This is a genomic window from Francisella sp. LA112445 (genome assembly GCF_012224145.1).
GTDB lineage: Bacteria > Pseudomonadota > Gammaproteobacteria > Francisellales > Francisellaceae > Francisella.
In genome coordinates this window covers 441,710-466,104 of sequence record NZ_CP041030.1, presented here as the reverse complement: position 1 = coordinate 466,104, position 24,395 = coordinate 441,710, and the positions used below count along the sequence as shown (strand labels likewise).

Below are 24,395 nucleotides of genomic sequence, written 5' to 3'. Positions count from 1 at the left end.
TAGCTCTATAAGCGATCTACATCAATCTCTACAGGTACATTATTGATATTATATTTTTCTGGAATCTTTTGTGTTGGTTTTACAATAATAACAACTTTTGACTCCTTTGAGTCAAACATACTTCTATCATTATTCATCTCGGCAAACACCGGCTTAGACTCTACAACTCCTTTAAACTTTGAGCCATCTTGAAAACGTATATTAACTTTTGTCCCCTTTGAGACATACGAAACAAACTCAGAATCCAAGTATGCCCGAATAAAAGGCTTATCAAATAATGATAGCAAGGCCAGCTCTTGACCTTTTTGCACAAACTCACCTTTATAGACATAAACTCTATTAACTACAGCATCAACGTCTATTCTTATATCAAGACTTTTTATTTTCTCCTCTAAAATGCTCTTTTGTAAATTAAGTTGTCTTAATGTTTCGGCATAATTATTATCTTTCTCTAAAGAATATTGCTGTTTCTCCACTTGGACATTACCAAAATCCATCTCAGCGTTATGTAAAACCTGCGATGACTGCTGAAGCTCGATAATGTTAATAATATTTCTTTTTCTTAATTGAACCATAGCATCATAGAACTTTTCATTAATATCGACATACTTTTTGGCAATAGCATACTTATGCTCTAAAGCCTTTAGATCGTTTTTGTATAGCTTATCCTGCAGGTTTTTAATATCATCTATTTGCTTATTTATCTCATTAAGCTCTGTGTTTAAAAGAGGTGATGTCATAATAAAGACAGCTTCACCATTTTTAACAAGTTCTCCAGGGTGAATATTATTTTGCTTAATAAAGCCGTCTTCATGAGCTCTAATAAGATACTTTTCTGTAACAACAGCTCCATCTGCTACTATAAACCAGTTACTACTAAAAATCGCCCAACCTATATATACCAAAGGTGAAATAACTATTACTATAACCATATACCATTGCAATTTTGAGATATTCTTTTTCACAGGAGATGCCTGAGTTTGTATTATCTGCTTATTTTTTGGTGGTTTAAATTTCATATTACAGACCTTTATTTAACTTTTTTGTTAACCCAAGTAGGAGCCATAGAACTATCCCTATGTGTTTTTATAAAAAGCTCACTCAGTACAGCAACAGTTGCAACAAATTTTAGAAATATTGAATAAAAAGGCATCAAAGGAATTACATACCACATAGCTAAATCCTGTTTTTTTCTCTCTGAAACTAAGATTACAAATATTATAAATAAAAAAGCACTAATTATCAGATAATAAAAATATACCGTTATATAAATAGGAATAATAATGTAAATAGGGAAAATAATTATGCTATATATTAAGCTAACAACTATTGCTATCGGTTGAACTGCATGAAAAAATAAGCCTGAAAAAACTGTAAAGAAAAAAGTTCTCCACCCCAAATATCTAGGTAACAGTCTTTTAAGATGTCTTCTTATATAAATAAAATATGTATCCCCATCCCAACGCATTCTTTGCTTAATTAATCCCCAAACTTTCTCAGGAACTTCGGTATGAGCGATACTATCTTGAGAATGTGCTATTCTAAAATTACGATGCCTTTTGAAAAAGAATTGTAGTCTTAAAGTAAGATCCAAGTCTTCAGCTGATCCATTACGCCACAAGGTAGTTTTTTTAAGAATACTCCTTCGATAGCAACCATATGCGCTTGAAATATTATTATTACTATTTACATTAGATAATGCAATTTTAGATAAGTGTATACCCAACATATACTCTATACCTTGCATACGTGTGAGGATATTTTTTTTTATATTTCTTACTCTTAGGGTTCCGGAACACGCTATCACATTTGGATCTGCAAATTGTTGTACCATATTGCTAATCATATCATTATCACATGAAGTATCAGCATCAAGAGTCATAACCAGCTCACCAGTACTTATCTTAAAACCAAGATTTGATGATGAAGCATGACCACCTCTTTGCCATTTTGGAATGACTTTTAGTGATCTCTTAGGTGTAAATATAAAATCCTTTTTATAGTTCATTGCTACATCAAGAGTCTCTTTATTAACACTAGCTCCATCTATTATAATTAAAACTTCAATATGGCCTTTGTATAATTGTTCTTCTAAGCTTTTTAATGTTATTAATATATCTTTGCCTTCATTATATGCTGTAACTACACAACTAACTTTAGGATAATAAGGCGCCCTATGCGCTAGACTAAAAATTTGTTTAAAATAACTGACTAATATACTTAGAAATATAAATATACTAAAAGGTAGCTCTAAAAATAAAATAAACGCAAAAGCAAAAATAAAAAGTTTAGTCGGATTTGAAAGTATCAATAAGGTTTGTTGATAGAACACATATAATATATCCAAAAAATCACCCTTTCTCTGCTAAATCCTTTAATAAAGCCTGTGCTTTCTTAGCCGTATCAATAGCTGTTGAATGAAAAGTCTTAACATGTATTGATTTCTCAGCGGTCATGTTTTCTGACACAGTTATTTGCCTTAGTTTCTCAGCAACTATTTCAGCTCCTGGCAGATCTGTACTTGGAAGCCAGATCCATATATTTTGACTATCTACTCTAGTTAGCATATCAGTTTTTCTAAGTATTTCTCTTAGATTTTTCGATATATTGGAAATCCCTATCATAGTTATATATTCAAAAATATTGATATGAAGCAAAGAAAACTCGTATGCTTTGTTTCTTTTTTGCATTAAACAAGCCCACTCAATCAAACTATAAAAAAACTCAGGAGCAATATAATTAATCTCATCAAAGATCGACATTGAATACTCAAGCAAATTCATTTTTATAAAGTGATGTGCTTTTTTTGTTAGTGCATAGTTACTAACCTTTTGCTTTATCATATTTTCAGTTAGTGTTTTAAAACCACAATCTATACATTCTGTTATAACTTCAGGATCTACAAAGATACTTTTACAATCATTGCATGAGTAACTTTCTAATGGTCTGTCATAGTCATGTCCGATATGCTTAAGTTTTGTTTTACACTGTGAGCAAACAAGCTCATCATCTGACATAAACTCCCTTTCTGGTGCAATATTACCGCAAGTATAGCAATGCAAAAAATCAGCCAGAAGAATATTCTCACTTTTACAATCTGGACACCTTTCTGAAAATAAAGCTCTGGCAGAGTGACAATTACTACAACAAAAAAATGACTTAACAAAGTTTTTAGACTTAATAATCTGTCTTTGTGAAAGCTCTTTTATCCATTCTAAATAGTCAAAGTCTTTTGTTTGGCAAAATACATCAATAACAGGATAACTAAAAAAAGATTTTCTTGATAAATCAGTACAAGCATCAAGTATTCGTACATTTCTTCTTGTATATAGATATATCAACAATCTTGCTTGCCAATCCTGCTTTATATTGTCTTTTTTTTGTGAGATCTCTTCTATGGTACTAATCTCGTGATCAACCATTTCAATAAATCTTTCTAAAGCTTCAAAAGTAGTAAACTCAGTTGCTGTGTAATTGGCATAACGAGCATCTATACAAAAAACAGGCTTTAGATAAGTATATATACTAGCTCTAATTTTTTTTATAATACGCAAAAAATCTTCTAAACTATGCGTATTTAAAATAAAAGCATCGACATCTTCAAATGACTCATCAATTTCATCCTCTAGAGAAATAGTAATTAACTCACAACAAGACAACTCCTCTGCAAGTTTTGTATTTATCTTATCTAAAGTAACTACCTTAATTATCTTTGCCATATATAGAAAAAGTCTCTAGTTATATTAATAAACAGTATATTTTTTAATAAATAATGTAAATGCTTTTCATATTTTAAAACTAAATAACATATAATATAGTTAAGTAATACATGTTCTTAGGATGAATATAATGTATTTACCTCAGAGAAAAGCACAGACAATTGTTAGTTTAGTTGTTCTTGTTATAGCTTGTACTGTGATATTTGGTTGGTTAACTGGTAATACTAGTATTGTCAAGTTAAACAATAGCTTTCCACCAATGCAATTTAATACCGCAGCATGTTTTGGCATCTTAGCTATAGTTAACTTCATCCCTAAGACATCAAAATTTAGTTATAGCCGTTGTATACTCTCACTTATCGTATTAATAATTTCTCTATTAACGCTATCAGAATACTTATTTGGATTAAATTTTGGTATTGATCATATAATAAGTGCAAAGGCAATTGATCATTCACTATATCCCGGTAGAATGTCACCTAATACTGCAGTATGTTTTCTACTTCTAGCTATTGCTAATATACTGCCTCGCTTTAAGAAAAACGTTCTACTTTTTAAAGGTATTTTTTTTGGAGCAAACCTTACAGTCTTTTTATTAGCATACATAGCATTACTTGGGTATTTTTTTAATATTTCGCTTTATTTTAGTTGGGGCCATATTACAGGTATGGCTTTACATACCTCAATTTGTTTCTTTATATTGACCCTTTTTAGGATCTCTTTCAAAGGAGTAAAGTCTAAAGTACATATTATAGGAATAATATTAAGTGCTGTTACTTTTGTTATATTTTTCTTATTTTGGCTATATACATTTGACCAAGATACGAAAGCTATAAAAAGTACTGTACAAAGAGAGGTTTCACTACTAGGTGCGAACCTTGAAAAAAAACTAAACTTAGAAACTACTGCCATAGATAGACTCTACAAGCGCCTAGGTACATCATCGTACTCAAGTAGAGAAGCGATTGTTGCAGATATGCAGGCTTATGAGAATGATTATCCAAATATATACTTTATATACTACATCCAAGATAAACAGCAAGAGCCTATTTTCTTATCTAACTATAACATAACACAAGCTCAAGCTTTAGATGTCTTAAAAGAATGTAGCTCAAGCAAAACATTATCTAAAACAAAAACAATTTGTATTAGAGAAGAAAGTAATAAGTTTAATGTTGTATTTAAACCCAATCTTTCAGAAAAAGTTATGTCTGAAATAAACCGTGATCACTATACTCTAGAGATTTACCTTGAAAGTCATAAGATATACTCAAACTTAGATCCTAAAAAATATTATGGCATGTCATACTCTTTCGAGTTTACTGGAGAAAAACACTGGCATATCAAAGTTTTCTTTACAGATAAAGAATATGAGCAGTTACAAAAATCCTTCCCAACAGTGCTCTTCTTACTTGGAATAGTGATATCACTAATGGTACAGGGGTTATTTTACTTTATCAGTATTAACTTTAGAAAAAATAAAATTCTTGAACAAAGACAAATTAAGCTAAAAAACCTTAGCTCAATTGATTCTTTAACAGGATGTTTAAATAGACACAGTATTGATAAAAAACTAAAGACAATCTTAAATGACGACTCAAACCAACATGAAAACATTGCTATATTATTTATTGATTTAGATGATTTCAAACATACTAATGATAAGTATGGGCACGAAGTTGGTGACTTAGTTCTAAAAGAAGTATCAGCTAGATTAAAGTTAGTTCTTAGAGATGGCGACCTAATCTCAAGAATAGGTGGTGATGAGTTTGTTGCTGTCCTTAGAAATATTGCTAATAAACAAACTTGCATTGATATTATAAATAGAATAATTGCTTCATTTGAAGATAAGATATATATTTCAGAAGAAATTCAAATTCAACAGACAATTAGTGTAGGTGTCACTCAAGCTCAGTCAAAAGATAATAATATAGATAGCGATAAATTAATTACTAAAGCTGACCTGGCTATGTACAAAGCTAAAAAATTAGGCAAGAATCAATTTAATTTTTCTGATTAATTATCTTTAACCTTTCACTTAAAAATTGTTAAGACTCACTTTATAGTTTATAATTTTTTTATATATTGACTGGTTTTTATAGCATTATGAGTCACTACCTTAAAGAAGAGCTCTATGAGCTGATAAGCAAAAATCATAAAGTTTTTGACTCTTTGCAACAGTCTAGTCTTGATGGATTATGGTATCTTGATTTAGAAAATCCTGAAAATGAATGGATGAATGACAAATTCTGGGAGATTCTAGGTCATAATCCAAGAGATAAAAAACCTCTTTCATCTGAGTGGCAAGATTTAATTTTTCCAGAAGACCTTCAAATAGCGATGGAAAACTTAGAAAAGCATCTCAAAGATCCAAATTATGAATACTCTCAAATAGTCAGATATAGACACAAGGATGGCTCTACTGTATGGATTAGATGTCGTGGCATGGCAATTCGTGATGCAAATGGTAAGCCGATTAGAATGCTTGGTGCACATAATGATCTTACTAAGCTAAAAAATATACAACAAGACCTAAAAGAATCTAAAGAATTTTCTGAACTAATGTTTGATGCTAGTGATGATATCATGTTTGTTAAAGATGAGAATTATCGTCTTATCAAAGCAAATAAAGCTATGCTTAATCTATACCCTAAAGATATGCAAAACTCTGTTATAGGAACAACAACAGTTGAAAAATTCTCAGCTAAAGAAGCTGATCTTTTCTTAAAATACGACAAAATTGCCTTTGAAAAAGGCTCATCTAGAACAATCGAGCACATAACTACCCCAGCTGGGGAAAAAATAGTCATCGATACTTATAAAGTTAGATTCTACAATAAAGCTGGAAAGCCATATATTTTAGGAATAGCTAGGGATGTTACAGAAAGAGAGACCTTACTTCAAAACATAAAAGAAAAAAATACAAAACTTAATCACATCGCATATAATGATGAGCTAACGAAACTTTATAACCGTAAAGGATTTATTAAAGCTGCTGAAAAATCTCTTAAAAAAACTAAAAAAGGCCTGTTAGCTGCTCTAATTATGATAGATCTAGATAATTTCAAATTTATAAATGGATCTTTTGGATACTCTGCTGGTGACAAACTCATAATTAATATCGCTAATACATTAAAATCTTGTCTGCCTGAGAATAGTATCATTGGTAGATCAGGTGGTGATGACTTTCTGGTTCTAATTGAAAATCAGAAAACCATTCAAGAAATAGAAGAAACTGCTAAAAAAGTAATAAAGGAAATATCTACTCCCATTGATATAAATAAAAACACCATAACTCAGTCTGTTAGTATAGGAATCGCATCATATCCTGATATTGCATCAAATATAGAAAAGCTACTACAAAATGCTGATAGTGCTATGCATAATGCTAAAGCTATGGGTAAAAATATCTACTCTCACTATAGTATCGATTATGACGAAGCTACAAAACGCCGTAATAACATAGAACGCGAATTATTAAACATTGATATGCGTGAATTTAATATTGTTTATCACCCTCAATTTGATACTGATAAAAACATTTATGGGGTTGAAGCACTAATACGTTGGAACTCACCCACCCTAGGTAATGTCACACCTGATGAGTTTATACCTATAGCTGAAAAAAACCAAACTATTGAGAAGATAGGCCAATGGATATTTAAAAAGACTATCTCAGACTGGCAAAAATTATTAAAAGATAATCTAATAGGAAATATCAAACTATCTATAAATATATCTAGCATACAACTTATGAATAATGAATTCTCTGATAAGATAATTCAATATTTTGATAAAATTGATAAAAAACTAATTACTTTTGAAATTACAGAAACATATCTGTTAAGTGATATTGAGCATACAAAATCAATTATTAATAAGTTAAATAATAAAGGATTTAGTTTTGCCCTAGATGATTTCGGTACAGGATACTCTTCCTTAAAATATCTTGCTAACCTACCTATTAAATATTTAAAGATCGATAAATCATTTGTTAATGATTTTGATAAAGAGAATAATAGAGCCATAATAAAGGCTATAGTACAATTAGCAAGTAACTTAAATAAGAAATGTGTTGCTGAAGGAGTCGAAACCGCCGAACAGCTCGAATTTTTAAAGTCAATTGGTTGTGATTTTTATCAAGGATTCTATTTTAGTAAACCTATACCTTTTATAGAGCTAAAAAAACTATTACAATCTCTCTAACAAACTAAACTTAAAGAATAAAAATGTTTAATTATAATCTTTTTCTAAAACGCTTATCACACAAAAAACTTTACCAAACATCATTTATAAAAAATGAAATTGCTCAAAGGCTGTTAAAAAGACTAGATTTTATAAACCTTAATCCTACTGATATCTTAGTCGATGGATATCAAGATACTAGCTATATAGGTATTTTAAAAAATCGTTTCCCTAATGCCAAAATTCATAATAACCAAGATAGTAAACAACAGTTTGATATTATAATCTCAAACTCTACCATTCATCTTACAGATAACTTAGCTCAAGAATTAGACAATTATTATGGACTACTAAATAATGATGGAATCTTGCTTTTTTCAACTTTTGGTGACAAATCTTTTATCTCTATGAAACAGGCTTTTGCAACTGTAAGTGATAAAAAGCATATAAATGATATGATAGATCTACTAACATGGGGCAATACTCTACAATCTAGCAGATATAAAACCCCAGCTATAGAATCAGATTTAATTACTTTCACTTATGAAAATACCGCTACCCTTTTTGAGGATGTCAGAGCATTAAACGAGCCTCTTGCTGATACTACTATGCATATAAGTTTAACTGGTAAAAATTTATGGAATAACTTTATTACTCAATTCAAGCAAAACCTCCAACTTGAGATAGAAGCTTTATATGGTTATGCTGTACGTAAGAATGATAATCATGTTAGAAGTCGTGTTAATCCTAATAGAGTGAGCTTAGATGAGTTAAAAGAACAAATCGCCAATTTCAAAAAATCTAACAATACATAATTGCCATTGTTGATAATTGGTTCCAATCGTAATCTGGACATTGAGTTGGCTTTTTAAGTGGCTGGCAATATGTACGCCAAGTACCACCACCATAAGTTTTCAAAATCAAACATTTCTTCAAACGTTTGCTCTGACCTGTCAGAGAGCCTACAGTTGTAACATCCTCAATTGAATAACCATCAGATAACTTATATTTTGTTTTAACTTCATCATTATCAATCTCTTCAAATGACTCTCCTATCTCTTTTGGAGTTTCTAACTTTACATTATCCAAAAGATTCTTATAATTTTTCATCTGATAGCCCTCAGCATCATTATAGCCCTGAGCTTCTCTTGTTATATAATCTTTTGTTGATTTATTACCATAAGAGTCTTTAAACTCTTTATCAATCTCATTATGACGTCTTAAAATATCTCCTGCTGCTTTAACATCTTGCTTCATAGATGCTTGTTGGTTTTGTTCTTTCTCTACTACGACTTTATTACCAACATGTTTATTGATATGAGCTATTCTTTCTGCTATTTCTTGATTTGATGGTTTCTTTATTTGAGCTATCTTTTGTGCTATTTCTTGATCCGATGGTTTTTTACTATCGTCACGATCTGCTAGTATCTTCTCAGCATCAGCTAAAAGTGCATCATAACTAGCATTACTAGTATCAACCATAATTTTTAAATCATCTCCATAGCTAGTATGAGGCTTTGAGACATCAGATGTATCTTGTGATTTACTAGGTTGTTTGCTTGTAGTAACCTGGTTTTCACTGCTTACACTATTTGTAGTTGCTTGACTAACTTGAGTAGTACTAGTATTAGTAGTATCTGCTAACGCAATACCACAACCTAAAGACATAGTGACTAAAAAAAATATAGTTTTTTTTCTCATAACTCTATAAAAAACTTTTTCCTAAGCAAAGTATATTAGATATTAGACATATAGAAAAGTATTTTGTACAAACACTTTAGATAACTATCTGCTCCTCATGAAGTTTTATATTATAGTTCTCTAAAACCTTAGTTTTTATAAATTCAATAAGTTGTATTATCTCATTCCCTGTAGCATTGCCATTATTAACAATAATACCACCATGCTTAGGTGAAATCTGTGCATCGCCAATTGTTTTACCCTTAAGCCCAAGCTCCTCAACCATAACACCTACTGGCATATTTGCTTGAGGTCGCTTAAATACACTTCCAGCTGTAGGTTTTTGTGGGAGGTTAGACAAACGACGTGAATAGATATCATCTAGCTTAGCTTTAATCTCTTGTTTTGGTTTTTTCTCAAATTCAAATTTCGCAGATAATATACAAATATTATTATCATTTTTAAACATAGAATACCTATAGCCATACTCTATATCTTCTTTTTTATACTCTATTATTTCTTTCTTATTAAGATCTAAAACTCTAACACTTTTAATGTAGGTATATATCTCATCGCCATAAGCTCCAGCATTCATTATTAAAGCACCACCTAAGCTAGCTGGGACATCATAAAATGTCTCAACACCACTTAAACCAGTGTCATATGTTGCTAATGCTAAATCTTGTAACAGGGCACCTGCTTGGACATCTACCTCACAATCAGAAATACAAAAAGAGTTAAAATTTTTACAAAAAATAACGAAGGCTATTTCATCATCATAATATTCTTTAGAAAAGATTACATTACTACCATTACCAAGAAAAAATAATTTTTCATGTCTATCTACAATTTCTAGAAGCTCATTTTCATTACTAGGAAAATAAACATGTTTTGCAAATGATTTAATTCTATAAGTATTATATTTTTCTAAAGATATATATTGTGACATTATTTACCTAAACATTATTATCTAAAATCTCTATTTGCATAAAATGAGACATATTCTCTATAAGGTTATTATACCCTCTAAATATCTGATGAGCATTATTTATAGTCGAAAACTCATCAAGTAACGAGCCTGCCATCAGACAAGCCATCCCAGCGCGTAAATCTTTTACACTCATCACAGCTGGACGAATATTTTTAAGAGTTTTTACAGGTTTTATCTCAATCAAATTATTATCTATAGAAATATCAAAGCCCATCTTACGAATTTGATATACATAATTTATTCTCTCAGGATAAACAGTATCTTGGATAGTGCTACAGCTATTTGCCATAAATAACATCACAGCATATATTGGCTGTAAGTCTGTTGGAAAATGAGGAAATGGCGCTGCTATAATATCAACACCCTTAATATTACTATCTTTACCAAAGAACTTTAGAGATTTATTTTTTTGATCATATTCCCATTTAGCAGTTGCATTAGTCAGTTTCTCTAGAGGCTTTGAAATATTATAAATGTCTTCAGTATTTATATTTGTAATAGTTACATTTGTTTTGTATAAATATGCCATCGCAGCATAAGTCATTGCCTGAATACGATCGAAAATTATCTCAAATTCACAACCTAACAGTCTTGCAACACCTAATATTCTGATCTTTCTACTTTCAATATCAAATTTGATATTAGCACCACATTTATTCAGATAATCAATTAATGTAACAACTTCAGGTTCAAGAGCAACATTCTCAAGTATAACTTCCGAATTACCGATAACAGCATACATAACTAAATTCATAGTTGCTCCAACAGAAGGAAAAGGCATCTTAAACTCAGCATCTTTTTCTTCTTTATAAACAACCTCAATATGCTCTTCTGCTAATGTTACCTTAGCGCCTAGCGCTTCTAGCCCCTCAAGATGGATATCAAAAGGCCTTTTCTCACTAAAGCTACAACCTCCAGGAAAACCAATTTTTACACGCCCTTTTTTCTTTAACATAGAGCCTAAAAGCATTAAAGAACAGCGCGTTTTTGAAGTCATCTGGCCACATAACTCTAATGTTTCAGTTGATATTGCTTTTGTATTAATCGTTACATCTTCGCATTTTTCTGTAACAACAGCTCCAACACTCTCCAGTATTTCCTTTGCACCTTTGTAATCTAATAAAGTTGTTGGAACATTACTAAACGTAGTTTTTGTATCTGGAATTAAGCTCGCGAATATCAAATGCAATAAAGCATTTTTTGCACCACTAATATTTATTGTTATTTCATCAGCAATATTATTTAACTTTTTTACTCTTACTGCCTTCATCTTTTGATCTCTTATTTTTCTTAGTCGCAAATGGGTTTTCTGATTGCTTAAACTCAAATACTATAGGAGTTCCTCTAAATTCTAAAGCTTCTCTAAAGAAATTTTCTAAATATCTCTTATATGAATGTGGTAGTTTACTTACTTGATTACCATGTATAACAATTACAGGAGGATTATGACCACCTACATGAGCATATTTTAGCTTTATTCTAAATTTACCCACCATTGGAGGTGAATGAGCATCTATAGCTAGTTGTAATAGTTTTGTAGCATCTGCTGTAGTTATTTTCCTATTTGCACATTCATAAGCAGTCTTTATAGACTCAAAAACATGACCAACGTTTGTACCATGAAGAGCTGATATAAAGTGAATATCCACATAATCTTGTAAGAAATATAATCTTCTTTTGATATCTTCTTTAACTTTATTACGATCTTCTTCTGTCATGCCATCCCATTTATTGACAGCTAACACAAGAGCTCGACCATTTTTAATTGCAAAATGTATCAAACTTAGATCTTGATCTGAGATACTTTGTCTAGCATCAACCACAGCCACAACAACATTTGAATCTTGTATAGCTTGTAAAGTCTTAACTACTGAGAATTTCTCTAGCGTTTGTTTTACCTTACCTCTTTTACGCACCCCAGCTGTATCTACTATAGTATATTTCTGTCCATGTCTTTCAAATGGAATACTAACACTATCAATAGTTGTCCCCGGCATATCAAATACTACAACCCTATCTTCTCCAAGCATTCTATTTGTAAGAGTTGATTTACCCACATTAGGTCTACCTATCAATGAAAAATGAATCCCATGACGTAACTGCTCTTTGTGCTCGCCTGTCTGAGTATAGTCTTGGTAATATTCATTCAATGGTTTTTTCAAAAACTTATCTATTAGTTTTTGAGTATTTCGACGATGTGCAGCAGATATTGCAAAGACTTTATCAAAACCAAAGCTATAGAATTCAGCCATAGCAGCCTCTTCATCTACACCATCAACTTTGTTAACTACAACTATTACTTTTTTATCTCTTTGACGTAGTAGATTAGCAACATATTCATCACCTGCTGTTAGTCCAGATCTACCATCGACAACAAAAAATACTAGATTAGCTTCATCTATAGCCATCTCAGATTGTTTTGCCATAAACTCATCAAAACCAACATCCTGATCTGAGATACCACCAGTATCAACCACTAAATAATCAAGATCATCATATTTTGCTTGACCATATTGACGATCACGCGTTACTCCTTCAAAATCGAAAACTAAAGCATCTCTAGAATTAGTAAGCACATTAAATAATGTTGATTTACCAACATTAGCTCTACCTACTATAGCAACTAAAAAAGACATATTTGTCCTTATATTTTATAACTTATATATTTACGCTAATGTTACTCTATTTATATTAGTTTATAAAGCTATATCTTTTTTTATTAAAAAGTTAAAGATATTTCTTTTAGTTATTTTCAGCAAATGAAATTCTTTTAGAAAAATATATTATATATATACCGACATATCCAGAGTGATAGTATTCATATACTGACCACTATATAACTTTTGATATGAATATTCTGGACCAAATAAAACATTATTATCGAAGTATGCTCTGTTACCACTGATAATAAGCTGTTCTTTTATTCCTGAGGTAGTGTTATTGCCATTTACTGGAGATGCTGATAAGCTCATCGGAATATTTGCTGCATTATATGACTGACCGTATGAAACACCGAAACTGGTATTTCTACCACCTAACACCATCGAGTAGTTAGCAGCACCATACCATGCTCCAGCAAGTACATTACTACCGTCACCATTAAAATCTTCTGAATTTGTAGTTGTTGACCAACCAGCACCTAAGTTTAAGAATCCACCCCATAAACCATAAGTTAAGTTACCATCAAAGTTAAATGCACCTATTGGTGTTGCTGCTGAAAGCTTTTGATTTTTTAGGTAACTACTTAGTGAACTATTACCAGCACCTGCCATATTATAAACATAACCAACGTTAAACGCACCAATCAAATTATCTGTCCAGCTATCTGCATAGAATAGACCCGTTGAAAAATCTGCAGTTTGGTCATCAGAACCAAAAACTGATATGTTTGCGTTCCATACTTGATCTTTATAGTTTACAGAGACATTCGTTACCTTATCTGGAGATAAGAAGTCTGTGATACCTGAAGTCCACGGACCACCACCGCCGTATGTACCTACAGATAACTTACTTCTACCTGCTGTTACAAAGAAAGGTGATGTATCTAAATTACCAAATATTACAAAGGCATTACCTAAGCCAAAAGTACCTGACTCAGATGTATCAAAGTCAAATTGTGCTGTTACATAGTGACCAAGATTTGATAAGAAATATAGCTTAGCATTCGTTAAGTAAATATTTTGACCATTACCTGATATTCCACCAGTACCTGTTGATGATGGAGGAACAATGTTATTACTACCCCACCAAGCCTGTGCATCTGCTTCAATAAAGCCACCAAAGAAAACTGAATAGTCATCAAACTTTTCTCTTTGACTTAATAAAGTTGATGCAAAAAGGTTAGATGAAATCTGTCCAATCGGAATACTGTTGTTACCAGAATATGAACCTAGGAAAGTAACCTGACCTTGGGTTGTAATTGCAGGAGCACCACCTACGTCAATACCACCATTTTGATTAAACACTCCCCCTAATGATTTATTACCTAAATCAACTATTGAGTTACTAGCATTTACATTCTCCATGATATCTGAAGCACTTTGACCACCAACTAAGGTCGCACTTAAGTCACCACTAGTTATTGTTTGCGGAGTATTTGGTTGATTATCATATACTCTACCACTATATGTAGCAAACTGAGAATCACCACCTGACATATTTTTGATATTGCCACCTTGGTTTTGTTGCTTAATTTGCTGTAATTGCCCTTGTAACTGTTCAACTTGTTTTTGTAGCTTTAACAATAATTCTTTCTCATTAACACTTTGAGCATTTGGATCTTGAGCTGAGGACTGTGATGATGACGAGCCTTTAGCTTGTGACGAAGTTGGGGCTGAAGAAGTATTAAGATCTTGCTGACCGATACTTGTTGCTCCTAAAGGTCCTCCTTGAGAAACAACTTCTGGAGAACCGTTCTCTGAGTAGCCTAATGTACAGCATATAAACATACCACTAATTAAAATAAAGTTTTTCTTAAACTTTTTCACCAAAATAACGCCTCCCCAAACATAAAAATACTACTCAGTGAACTCATTCACAAAGTCATTGTCTTAGTCTTCTTAGACTTAGATCACCTATCAATAACTAGTATCGCCACATTTTGCTATAGTATATTGACAACAATATATTACAAATTTAGAATTTAATAGCCAAATCATGTCCTCAAAATGTCAAGTAGATAACAATGTCTATTAATCAACATAACATCTACACAATAAGATAACTCTAAGACATATTAGCCTCAATTTTATAATTATACTAATGTTAGTTTCATTTAGATTGCGCTTTTTAAAAAGATACTTTTATTAATCCAAATTTGAATCATATAAACCTTGATTTAAGCTCAAGTTCATATAATTTTTAGGTAATATAAAATCCCTTTCTATCACTAAAAAAATACTAACACTTCGACTTTTATTTTACTAAGAAGATATTATAAATCAATAGAAAAAATAAATATTTTAGACAGCTACCAAAGATAAGATAACTAATTTTAAATGACTCAATATTACACGTATACTGACATATCAAGGGTAATTGTATTCATATGCTTACCATCATATAATTGTTGATATGAATATTCCGGACCAAATAAAACATTATTATCAAAATAAGCGCGCTGAGCTGAAACAAGAAGCTGTCGCTGTATTCCAGTAGTAGACGATGGTCCTGCTACAGCAGATGCTGATAAGCCCATTGATATATTTCTTGCATTATATGACTGACCATACGAAACACCAAAGTTAGTATTTCTTCCGCCCAATACCATCGAATAGTTAGCGGCACCATACCACCCTCCAGCAAGAACATTAGTCCCAGCACCATTAAAATCATCCTTATTTGTAGTAGTCGACCAACCAGCACCCACGTTTAAGAATCCGCCCCATAAACCATAAGTCAAGTTACCATCAACGTTAAAACCACCTACGACTTTAGCTTCTTGATTTGCATTTTTCATAAAGTTCTGTATTGAACCATCTCCAGAGCCATTTAAATTATAAACATAACCAACGTTAAAAGCTCCAATTAAATCTTCAGTCCAACTATCTGCATAAAATAAACCAGTTGAAAAATCAGCTTTCTGATCATTTGTTGCAAAAGCAGTAACGTTAGCATTCCATACTTGGCTCTTATAGTTTACTGAAATATTTGTAGCTCTACCTGGTTTCAAGAAGTTTGTCATACCATTTGTCCAGGTACCACCACCTCCATATGATCCAACAGAAAGCTTATTTCTACCCACTGTCACAAAGAAAGGTGATGTATCTAAATTCCCAAAGATTGCAAAAGCATTACCTAAACTAAAGCCACTACTCTCATCAGTATCAAAGTCAAACTGTAATGTCACGTAATGACCAACATTTGCTAAGAAATATAGTCTAGCTGCTGTTAAATAGATATTTTGCCCAGTTGGTGATAGCTCTACGGTATTAGGCTTACTACCACTACTTCCCGCCCCACTACTTCCAAACCATGTTTGAGCATCTGCTTCCAAATATCCACCAAAGAAGATTGAATAATCATCAAACTTTTCTCTCTGACCCAATAATGTTGAAGCAAAAAGACTCGATCCAATCTGTCCGATAGGAATACTGTTGTTACCCGAGAATGAACCTAGGAAAGTAACCTGACCTTGTGTAGTAATTGCAGGAGCCCCACCTACGTCAATACCTCCACTAGGGTTAAATACCCCTCCTAATGATTTATCACTTAAATCAACAATTGAACTCTTTGCGTTAACGTTCTGCATAATATCAGCAGGATTTTGACCACTTGCTAAATCAGCTAAGTCCTGACCACTAAGGGAGTTTGGTTTATTATCATAAACCTTTCTACCATATGTAGAAAACTGTGTATTCTCATTAGATGTATTTTGAATACTAGATTTTTGAGCCTTAATTTGTAATAACTGACCCTGTAACTGTTTAACTTGTTTTTGTAACTCCAACAACATTTGTTTTTCATTTAAACTTTGAGCACTTGATTGCTGTGATGCTTTTGATCCAGCGTTTTTTGAAGCACCTGTACTAGCTGAAGCATCATTAACATTCTGAGCACCAATACTAACTGCTCCTAAAGGACCCCCTTGAGAAACAACCGTTGGAGAGTTCTCAGAATATCCAAGCCCACAACATAATAATAAACTACTTAAAATAAAGCTCTTCTTAAACTTTCCTGCCACAATCATGTTCCCTAAAATTAAACAAAAGTTAAACTAATCTTAAAGATTCTGCACGATGGAAATTTAGGTTTCAATATTTTTACAGCAAAAAATATAACTTATAGAAACAAGGTGAGAGGTATTAAAATGAAGTAGATTAAGACATTAACAACTACAAATAATATTTCTATATATTAAAGCCATATTAAAAATCAGTTAATATTTTTACCACCATAAAGATATATTTTCAATAAATTATGCAGCAAATAATTGACTTAAATTTATGTAAAAACAAAAAAGGAAAAATTTAGAGCAAAGCCACTATATTGGCATATACGGAGCGTACGTTGGTGTCCAAGAAGACAGGTTAATTAATCTAGTAATTTCATCATCAAGCTCATCAGGTGTTAGATCTTCTAAGTCTACATCAACACCATGGACATCTTCTAATATCGCCTGTTTTGCCACTGCTTTTGTTATCTCCTTAGTTACAGCAACCAAGTCTGATATATTTGCTAGCAATGGTTGTGTTATATCTTCATTAATTACCATCGGCGATAGTTCACTTAATCTATAGCATGCTGCTCTGATCATACCATTAGTCAAAACTTTAGCATGAACTGCGACAGAGCCTAGACCTAAGCCAGGGAATATAAATGCGTTATTACCTTGTGATATTCTGTATTCTCGACCATTATATTCAACATCTGCAAAAGGACTTCCTGCTGCTATAAGAGCCTTTCCATCAGTCCATTTAATAATATCTTCAGGTAAAGCCTCACAAAGTGATGTTGGATTTGACAATGGCATTATAATAGGATAATTATTACAATCAGCCATTGTTTTTACAATCTCTTCTGTAAATGACCCTGGCTGCCCAGAAGTCCCTATTAGGATATCTGGCTTTGCATTCTTCACAGTTTCTTCTAGAGTAATATAATCAAAATCCTCAACTTTCCATTTATCTATTTCATCGCTTGTTTTAACAAAAGGTTTCTGTTCAGGAGTAATTCTTTTTGCTCTTAGCTTATCGCATACCAAACCATACCTATCAACAAGATAAATACTTTTTCTAGCTTGTTCAATTGAGATTCCCGCTCTATCAGCTATCACATCAGCAAGCTGTCTTGCAATACCGCAACCTGCACTACCTGCACCATAAATGATTATCTTAAGGTCACAAATACTTCCAATCGCCTCTTCTTCAGTTAACTCACCAGAGTTAACCCTAATTGTCATCGCTGTCTTAATCGCAGCAATACAGTTAGCTGCGGCAACAATACCTGTACCTTCAATATCATCATTAAAAGTACATAACTTTTCTTTGTACTTCTCTAATATACGTGTAGCATTATCTCTACCTAAATCTTCCCAATGTAAAAACACATTCGGGAATCTAGCCTTAATTTGAGTTACAAACTCTTCGATAAACTCATCATATGTTTCACCAGAGACTCTTGGCAAGCGCACACCTAGATACCCAGGAGCCGAAAGTAGATCATCATTATTAGTACCCATATCAAGCTGTACAGGTAGAACTCTTGCAGGATCTATACCACTAGCAGCTACATAAACCATAATCTTACCAATACTGATATTCATACCACCAATACCTTGATCTCCTATACCAAGGACTGCTTCACCATCTGTTACAAGAACAAGGTCAATACTGTTATATTCATATCTCTCTAAAATTCTAGGAATATGTCTCTTATGGTTTATTGATATAAAAAGTCCATTTTGTTTCCTAAATTGACTACTATACTTCTGTACGGCTTCACCTACAGTCGGTGTATATATAATAGGCATAATTTCTTGCAGATGTTCGCGTACGAAGTGATAAAAAAGTGTTGTGTTTAAATCATGAAGCCTATTTAAGAAAACATACTTTTCCAGAGATGTCGGTTTAATATCAAGCTGCTTTTTAACTCTTATCGCCTGTTCCTCTAAACTTTCAACTTTTTCAGGAAGATATCCAAGCAAATCAAAAGCTATTCTTTCTTCTTGGCTAAAAGCAACGTCTTTATTCAAAACTCTATTGTTGAGTAGTTGCCTACCCGTAAGATTTGTCTCAATTGCAAAAACCTTACCGCTTTTATTTCGTAATTTTCTTATTCTCTTTACACGTCTTTCCATGACAAAACCACTTAAAAAATATTTTACACAAGTACATTAAAAAACTTCTAACTAATAAGTATCTAACAGTAGTTGCTTTTTTTCAACAAAAAATGAATACTATTAGGTTATTATATGCCTTTAAAAAACTGCTTTAAACTATCTTTACAATGAAAATCATCACTAACTTAAAAAAAATCAAAAAATCTAAACCCTCAGCAGTTGCAATAGGATCTTTTGATGGTGTCCATTTAGGTCACCAAGCAATCATAAAAAAATTAAAATCAATTGCTAAAAAAAATCAATTAGAGACTTATATTTTATTTTTTGAACCCTTACCAAAAGAATTCTTTCTAAAAGAGAATGCTCCTACTAGAATTTATGACTTCAGAAACAAAGCTATAAACCTACATGAATTTGGTTTAGAAAATATAATATGCCAAAAATTTAATTCTGATTTTGCAAATATTGAAGCAGAAACATTTATTAAAGAATATTTAGTAGGTAAATTAAACATAAAACATATAATCGTTGGCGATGATTTTAAATTTGGTAAAAAACGCAAAGGTGACTATGATCTTCTAGAAAAATTCTCTTGTGAATATAATTTTAAGGTTGATAAAATCTCGACATTAAATCTTGATAACCATCGTATTAGTAGTAGCCAAATACGCCAAACAATTGCAACTCATGACTTAAAACAAACAAATAAGCTACTAGGAAAAACTTTTAAAATTAACTCTCGTGTTATTCATGGTCAAAAAAATGGTAGAAAAATCGGCTTTCATACAGCAAACCAAAAACTCCCAAAAAACTCAGCCCTAAAAGGAGTATTTCTAACTAAGGTTCATTTTGAAAACAATGAAAGTTACTATGGCATTTCTAATGCAGGAACTAGACCCACTATAGATGGTAAAAACAACCTTTTAGAAACCCATATCTTTAATTTTGACAAAGATATTTATGGTAAACATATTACTACAGAAATCGTAGATTTCATTAGAGAAGAGAAAAAGTTCAAATCTTTCGAAGAGTTAAAATTTCAAATATCTCAAGATGTAAAAAAAGCAAAAAGTTTAATTACTACATTATAGACTATTAACATAACCTCCGTTGTACATTATAATTTGTGCTTAAGTAATTTTTTAAAATCTCAATATTAACTATTATTAAATACCTAAGGAATTCAAATGAGTGACTATAAAGACACATTAAACCTCCCAAAGACTTCTTTCTCCATGAAAGGGAACTTAGCAAACAAGGAACCAATGATTCTTAACAAATGGGAAAAACAAGGTATTTATAAAAAAATTAGAGAGCATTTTGCAGGTCGTGATAAGTTTGTTCTTCATGATGGACCTCCATATGCAAATGGTAGTATTCATGTTGGTCATGCTGTGAATAAAATACTTAAAGATATAATAGTCAAATCTAAAACTCTAAGTGGCTATGATGCCCCATATATTCCAACATGGGACTGTCATGGACTTCCAATTGAACTGCAGGTTGAGAAAAAACAAGGAAAGGCTGGTCAGAAAATCTCTGAAGATTCCTTTAGAAAAGAATGTCGCAAATATGCAAAAAAGCAAGTTGAAATACAAAAGAAAGATTTCAAAAGACTTGGTGTCTTAGGCGAGTGGGAGCAACCATATTTAACAATGGACTTTAGCTATGAAGCTAATATGATTAGAACACTGGCTAAAATTGTAGAAAATGGACATTTAAGTAAAGGATTTAAACCTGTTCACTGGTGTACTGACTGTGGATCAGCGCTAGCAGAAGCTGAGGTTGAATATGCAGATAAAGTCTCACCTGCTATCGATGTAAAATTTAAGATTAAAGATCAAGCTAAATTAGCTGAAGCATTTGGAATAGATTCTTTAAATCATGAAGCTTTTGCTATTATTTGGACAACTACGCCTTGGACACTACCTGCTAACCAAGCTATAGCTGTTCGCAACGATCTAAACTATAGCCTAATAAAAATAGAAGATTCATATATAATCCTTGCAGAAAACTTAGTAGAGCAAACATTAAAAAGATACGCTATCGATAATGCTAATATTGTCGCTTCTACTACTGGTGAGAAGTTAGTAGGAATTATTGCTGAACATCCTTTCTATAGCCGTCATGTACCGATATTACACGGTGATCATGTAACTGATGATTCTGGTACTGGTATGGTACATACAGCGCCCACACATGGTGTCGAAGATTTCGCCTTAGGTAAAGAGCATGATTTATCTATGGAAATTTTTGTTAAAGGAAATGGTTGTTATAGTGAAAATACTAAATTATTTGCTGGTGAATTTATCTTTAAAGCTAACGATAGAATCGTAGAGCTTTTAGGTGAGAAGAAACGCCTAATGAACTTTGATAAAATTAAACATAGTTACCCACACTGCTGGCGCCACAAATCTCCTCTTATGTTTAGAGCTACACCACAATGGTTTATTAGCATGGAAAAAGAAGGCTTACGTAATAAAGCATTAGAAGCTATCAAAGAAACAAACTGGGCTCCAAGCTGGGGACAAGCTCGTATAGAGGGAATGATCAAAGATAGACCTGACTGGTGTATCTCTCGCCAAAGAACTTGGGGAGTGCCTCTACCTTTATTTATCCATAAAGAAACCGAGGAACTACATCCAAATACTATTGAAATACTACATAAAGTAGCAGAAAAAATAGACAAAGGTGGTGTTGAAGCATGGTTTAATGCTGATGACAGTGACTTCATCTCTGAAACAGATAGCTACAGATCTGTAAAAGATACTTTAGATGTTTGGTTTGACTCTGGTTCATCTAGTATGTGTATTTTAGATATAGATAAACGTCTTAGCTACCCTGCTGATTTATATCTAGAGGGTTCTGATCAACATCGTGGCTGGTTCCAAACTTCTCTACTAGTTGGTATGTCTGCTAAAGGTAGTCAACCATATAAAGAAGTCTTCACACATGGATTTGTAGTTGATGAACACGGTCGTAAAATGTCAAAATCTTTAGGAAATGTAACTTCTCCTCAAGATATTTATAATACTCTTGGCGCTGACATATTACGTCTTTGGACAGCTTCTACTGATTATAAAAGTGAAATGGCAGTCTCTGATCAGATTCTAAAAAGAACAGCTGATACTTATCGTAGACTACGTAATACAGCTAGATTTTTACTATCTAACCTAAATGGTTTCAACCCAGAAACAGATATTATAGAGTTTGATAAGTTAGTTAAATTAGATCAATGGGCAATTGCAAAGACTAAAGAGTTCCAAGATAGAATCATAGATGCATATGAGAAATACCAAACGCATACAGTTGCTCAGCTGATACACCATTTCTGTTCAGTTGAAATGGGAAGTTTCTATTTAGATATTATCAAAGATAGACAGTACACTGCAAAAACTGATGGACATCCACGTAAATCAGCTCAAACGGCGATCTATCATATTGTTCATGCTTTAGTTAGATGGATGGCTCCAATACTATCATACACAGCTGATGAAATCTGGGAAGCTACTCCAAAAACAACCGACTTACCTATACAACTTTGCGAATGGTATACAGAGCTTAAGTCATTTGACTCAAATGATGAACTAAACCTAGACTTCTGGACAAAAATACAAGAAATTCGTTCTGAGGTAAATAGAGTACTAGAAATAAAAAGAAATGAAGATATCGTTAAAGCTTCTCTAGAGGCCGAGATAACATTATATGCTGATAACGAAAAATACAGTCTTCTTAAAAAGCTAGAAAATGAGCTTAGATTCTTATTGATATCTTCTAAAGCAAATTTAAAGCCTATCGAAGAAAGATCTACAGACTCAACTGAAGCACAAATCACTGGTTTATTTATTGATATCAATAAAATAGAAGAACCAAAATGTGAAAGATGTTGGCATCGTAGCTCTACAGTTGGGCAAAATGAGGAATATCAAGATATTTGTAGTCGTTGTGTTGAAAATATCACAACAGAAACTGGAGAGTCTCGTGAATTTGCTTAAACCTAAAATAAAGTATTTTGTTTTAGCAATTATTATTATAGCTGCTGATTTATATACAAAGCATATTGCAAATACTACTTTAGAGTTTGCTCAGCCTGTTAAAATAACTAGCTTTTTCAACTTTACCCTCTTGTATAATCATGGTGCTGCATTTAGCCTTTTAAGCAATAGTCAAACATCATGGCAAATGGTGATGTTTTCAATAATCTCATTAATAGCTGCTATAGTTCTTATCTACTTAATTATCAAACAACCTATCGATGCAAAGCTTAACCTATTTTCATTCTCACTTATTTTGGGTGGGGCTTTAGGTAATTTCTATGATCGTGCTTTTAGAGGATACGTTGTTGATTTTCTAGATTTTCATATTGGGAATTATCACTGGCCATCATTTAACATAGCTGACTCTGCTATTACATGTGGAGTTATATTATTAATCCTTGCCTCTTTATTCACCAAGAAAAAATCATAGTGTTTTTTTGTAGTCATTATAAAACTGACGTGCTTTAAATTTATTACCTCCATAAGAGATATTATAGACAGTTTGCTGCAATCGAGTATTTTGTTGCATTATAACACCTATATACTTAAGGTCTGGCATAGGCTTATTAACCTCAGCAATCACAGTTGCTGTAAGAGGAAGCTTCTGATTAGACATAATGGTATAACCATTATCTTTCAAGTAACTAATTAGCTTATTATATCTCTTATCGAAATCATTACTTCCATCAAGATTAATTATTTGATCTGGATAGTTTGCAACTAGAAAATCAACACCTTCAACACTATTTGTATGCGTTGTATAATCAACGGCCCTTATTTCGCTATATCTAGTTAACTTCTTATAATGCTCTATATTATCATCTATACCTTCACTTACAGTTGTACATGAGCTTATAGCCAACGAGATTAAGCACATTGCTAAAATTTTTTTATTCATTCTATTAAAAACAATATATTTAATATCACAAATTATAACGGTAAAGCTTTTTTTTTAATATACTTATCAACCTAAATGAATTATAAAAACTTTTAACTTAAGACAG

At 32.2% G+C, this 24,395-nt stretch carries 17 protein-coding genes; 6 read left to right on the top strand and 11 right to left on the bottom strand.

Going from position 1 to position 24,395, the window contains the following annotated elements; translation table 11 throughout:
* Nucleotides 1-5 precede the first annotated feature (5 nt).
* The 3 genes from FIP56_RS02325 to FIP56_RS02315 are packed head-to-tail and all read right to left on the bottom strand — an operon-like array spanning nucleotide 6 to nucleotide 3,719.
* On the bottom strand, nucleotides 6-1,019 hold the full coding sequence (locus tag FIP56_RS02325; protein WP_192577363.1) for an HlyD family efflux transporter periplasmic adaptor subunit: 1,014 nt from the start codon (nucleotides 1,017-1,019) through the stop codon (nucleotides 6-8).
* An 11-nt stretch (nucleotides 1,020-1,030) separates the two neighbouring features.
* Complete coding sequence (locus FIP56_RS02320; RefSeq protein ID WP_192577362.1) at nucleotides 1,031-2,347, bottom strand: glycosyltransferase; 1,317 nt, start codon at nucleotides 2,345-2,347, stop codon at nucleotides 1,031-1,033.
* 4 nt (nucleotides 2,348-2,351) lie between these two features.
* Nucleotides 2,352-3,719 (bottom strand): hypothetical protein, encoded by a 1,368-nt coding sequence (locus FIP56_RS02315; RefSeq protein WP_192577361.1) that lies wholly within the window; start codon nucleotides 3,717-3,719, stop codon nucleotides 2,352-2,354.
* A 130-nt stretch (nucleotides 3,720-3,849) separates the two neighbouring features.
* On the opposite strand from FIP56_RS02315, the gene FIP56_RS02310 reads away from it, so the two are divergent.
* The 3 genes from FIP56_RS02310 (at nucleotide 3,850) to FIP56_RS02300 (ending at nucleotide 8,719) form a co-directional block, all read left to right on the top strand.
* Nucleotides 3,850-5,739 carry a GGDEF domain-containing protein gene (locus FIP56_RS02310; RefSeq protein WP_192577360.1) on the top strand — a complete coding sequence of 630 codons (1,890 nt, stop codon included), beginning with the start codon at nucleotides 3,850-3,852 and terminating at the stop codon, nucleotides 5,737-5,739.
* A gap of 86 nt (nucleotides 5,740-5,825) precedes the next feature.
* Nucleotides 5,826-7,925 carry an EAL domain-containing protein gene (locus FIP56_RS02305; protein WP_192577359.1) on the top strand — a complete coding sequence of 700 codons (2,100 nt, stop codon included), beginning with the start codon at nucleotides 5,826-5,828 and terminating at the stop codon, nucleotides 7,923-7,925.
* A gap of 23 nt (nucleotides 7,926-7,948) precedes the next feature.
* Complete coding sequence (locus FIP56_RS02300) at nucleotides 7,949-8,719, top strand: methyltransferase domain-containing protein (RefSeq protein ID WP_192577358.1); 771 nt, start codon at nucleotides 7,949-7,951, stop codon at nucleotides 8,717-8,719.
* Here the strand turns inward: FIP56_RS02300 and FIP56_RS02295 are convergent.
* The 7 genes from FIP56_RS02295 to FIP56_RS02265 form a co-directional block, all read right to left on the bottom strand.
* Nucleotides 8,706-9,605 (bottom strand): hypothetical protein, encoded by a 900-nt coding sequence (locus FIP56_RS02295; RefSeq protein WP_192577357.1) that lies wholly within the window; start codon nucleotides 9,603-9,605, stop codon nucleotides 8,706-8,708. The two genes, FIP56_RS02300 and FIP56_RS02295, sit on opposite strands and share 14 nt — an antisense overlap.
* Nucleotides 9,606-9,681: 76 nt before the next feature.
* The gene (murB, locus tag FIP56_RS02290) at nucleotides 9,682-10,533 is read right to left on the bottom strand and encodes a UDP-N-acetylmuramate dehydrogenase (RefSeq protein ID WP_192577356.1); all 852 of its coding nucleotides are present in this window, start codon (nucleotides 10,531-10,533) and stop codon (nucleotides 9,682-9,684) included.
* A 7-nt stretch (nucleotides 10,534-10,540) separates the two neighbouring features.
* A complete protein-coding gene (locus FIP56_RS02285) occupies nucleotides 10,541-11,845 on the bottom strand; it encodes a UDP-N-acetylglucosamine 1-carboxyvinyltransferase (RefSeq protein ID WP_192577355.1) in 1,305 nt (434 codons plus the stop codon).
* On the bottom strand, nucleotides 11,814-13,211 hold the full coding sequence (der, locus tag FIP56_RS02280; protein WP_192577354.1) for a ribosome biogenesis GTPase Der: 1,398 nt from the start codon (nucleotides 13,209-13,211) through the stop codon (nucleotides 11,814-11,816). The genes FIP56_RS02285 and der overlap by 32 nt, the downstream gene beginning before the upstream one ends.
* 147 nt (nucleotides 13,212-13,358) lie before the next feature.
* On the bottom strand, nucleotides 13,359-15,065 hold the full coding sequence (locus FIP56_RS02275; protein ID WP_192577353.1) for a DUF3573 domain-containing protein: 1,707 nt from the start codon (nucleotides 15,063-15,065) through the stop codon (nucleotides 13,359-13,361).
* Between the two features lie 518 nt (nucleotides 15,066-15,583).
* A complete protein-coding gene (locus FIP56_RS02270) occupies nucleotides 15,584-17,257 on the bottom strand; it encodes a DUF3573 domain-containing protein (RefSeq protein ID WP_192577352.1) in 1,674 nt (557 codons plus the stop codon).
* 300 nt (nucleotides 17,258-17,557) lie between these two features.
* Nucleotides 17,558-19,372 (bottom strand): NAD-dependent malic enzyme, encoded by a 1,815-nt coding sequence (locus tag FIP56_RS02265; RefSeq protein WP_192577351.1) that lies wholly within the window; start codon nucleotides 19,370-19,372, stop codon nucleotides 17,558-17,560.
* Between the two features lie 149 nt (nucleotides 19,373-19,521).
* On the opposite strand from FIP56_RS02265, the gene ribF reads away from it, so the two are divergent.
* From ribF to lspA, 3 genes are all read left to right on the top strand, one after another.
* On the top strand, nucleotides 19,522-20,445 hold the full coding sequence (ribF, locus tag FIP56_RS02260) for a bifunctional riboflavin kinase/FAD synthetase (RefSeq protein WP_192577350.1): 924 nt from the start codon (nucleotides 19,522-19,524) through the stop codon (nucleotides 20,443-20,445).
* 96 nt (nucleotides 20,446-20,541) lie between these two features.
* The gene (gene ileS, locus FIP56_RS02255) at nucleotides 20,542-23,349 is read left to right on the top strand and encodes an isoleucine--tRNA ligase (protein ID WP_192577349.1); all 2,808 of its coding nucleotides are present in this window, start codon (nucleotides 20,542-20,544) and stop codon (nucleotides 23,347-23,349) included.
* Nucleotides 23,336-23,821: a signal peptidase II gene (gene lspA / locus FIP56_RS02250; RefSeq protein WP_192577348.1), complete on the top strand. Its 486-nt coding sequence runs from the start codon at nucleotides 23,336-23,338 to the stop codon at nucleotides 23,819-23,821. Before ileS ends, lspA begins: the two co-directional genes overlap by 14 nt.
* On the opposite strand, the gene FIP56_RS02245 is transcribed toward lspA, so the two are convergent.
* A complete protein-coding gene (locus tag FIP56_RS02245) occupies nucleotides 23,816-24,289 on the bottom strand; it encodes a hypothetical protein (protein WP_192577347.1) in 474 nt (157 codons plus the stop codon). The two genes, lspA and FIP56_RS02245, sit on opposite strands and share 6 nt — an antisense overlap.
* Nucleotides 24,290-24,395 lie beyond the last annotated feature (106 nt).

Coding starts and splice junctions, on each gene's coding strand:
- FIP56_RS02325 (WP_192577363.1), bottom strand. CDS start 1,019: ATGAAATTTAAACCACCAAAAAATAAGCAGATAATACAAACTCAGGCA.
- FIP56_RS02315 (WP_192577361.1), bottom strand. CDS start 3,719: ATGGCAAAGATAATTAAGGTAGTTACTTTAGATAAGATAAATACAAAA.
- FIP56_RS02310 (WP_192577360.1), top strand. CDS start 3,850: ATGTATTTACCTCAGAGAAAAGCACAGACAATTGTTAGTTTAGTTGTT.
- FIP56_RS02305 (WP_192577359.1), top strand. CDS start 5,826: ATGAGTCACTACCTTAAAGAAGAGCTCTATGAGCTGATAAGCAAAAAT.
- FIP56_RS02300 (WP_192577358.1), top strand. CDS start 7,949: ATGTTTAATTATAATCTTTTTCTAAAACGCTTATCACACAAAAAACTT.
- FIP56_RS02295 (WP_192577357.1), bottom strand. CDS start 9,605: ATGAGAAAAAAAACTATATTTTTTTTAGTCACTATGTCTTTAGGTTGT.
- murB (WP_192577356.1), bottom strand. CDS start 10,533: ATGTCACAATATATATCTTTAGAAAAATATAATACTTATAGAATTAAA.
- FIP56_RS02285 (WP_192577355.1), bottom strand. CDS start 11,845: ATGAAGGCAGTAAGAGTAAAAAAGTTAAATAATATTGCTGATGAAATA.
- der (WP_192577354.1), bottom strand. CDS start 13,211: ATGTCTTTTTTAGTTGCTATAGTAGGTAGAGCTAATGTTGGTAAATCA.
- FIP56_RS02265 (WP_192577351.1), bottom strand. CDS start 19,372: ATGGAAAGACGTGTAAAGAGAATAAGAAAATTACGAAATAAAAGCGGT.
- ribF (WP_192577350.1), top strand. CDS start 19,522: ATGAAAATCATCACTAACTTAAAAAAAATCAAAAAATCTAAACCCTCA.
- ileS (WP_192577349.1), top strand. CDS start 20,542: ATGAGTGACTATAAAGACACATTAAACCTCCCAAAGACTTCTTTCTCC.
- FIP56_RS02245 (WP_192577347.1), bottom strand. CDS start 24,289: ATGAATAAAAAAATTTTAGCAATGTGCTTAATCTCGTTGGCTATAAGC.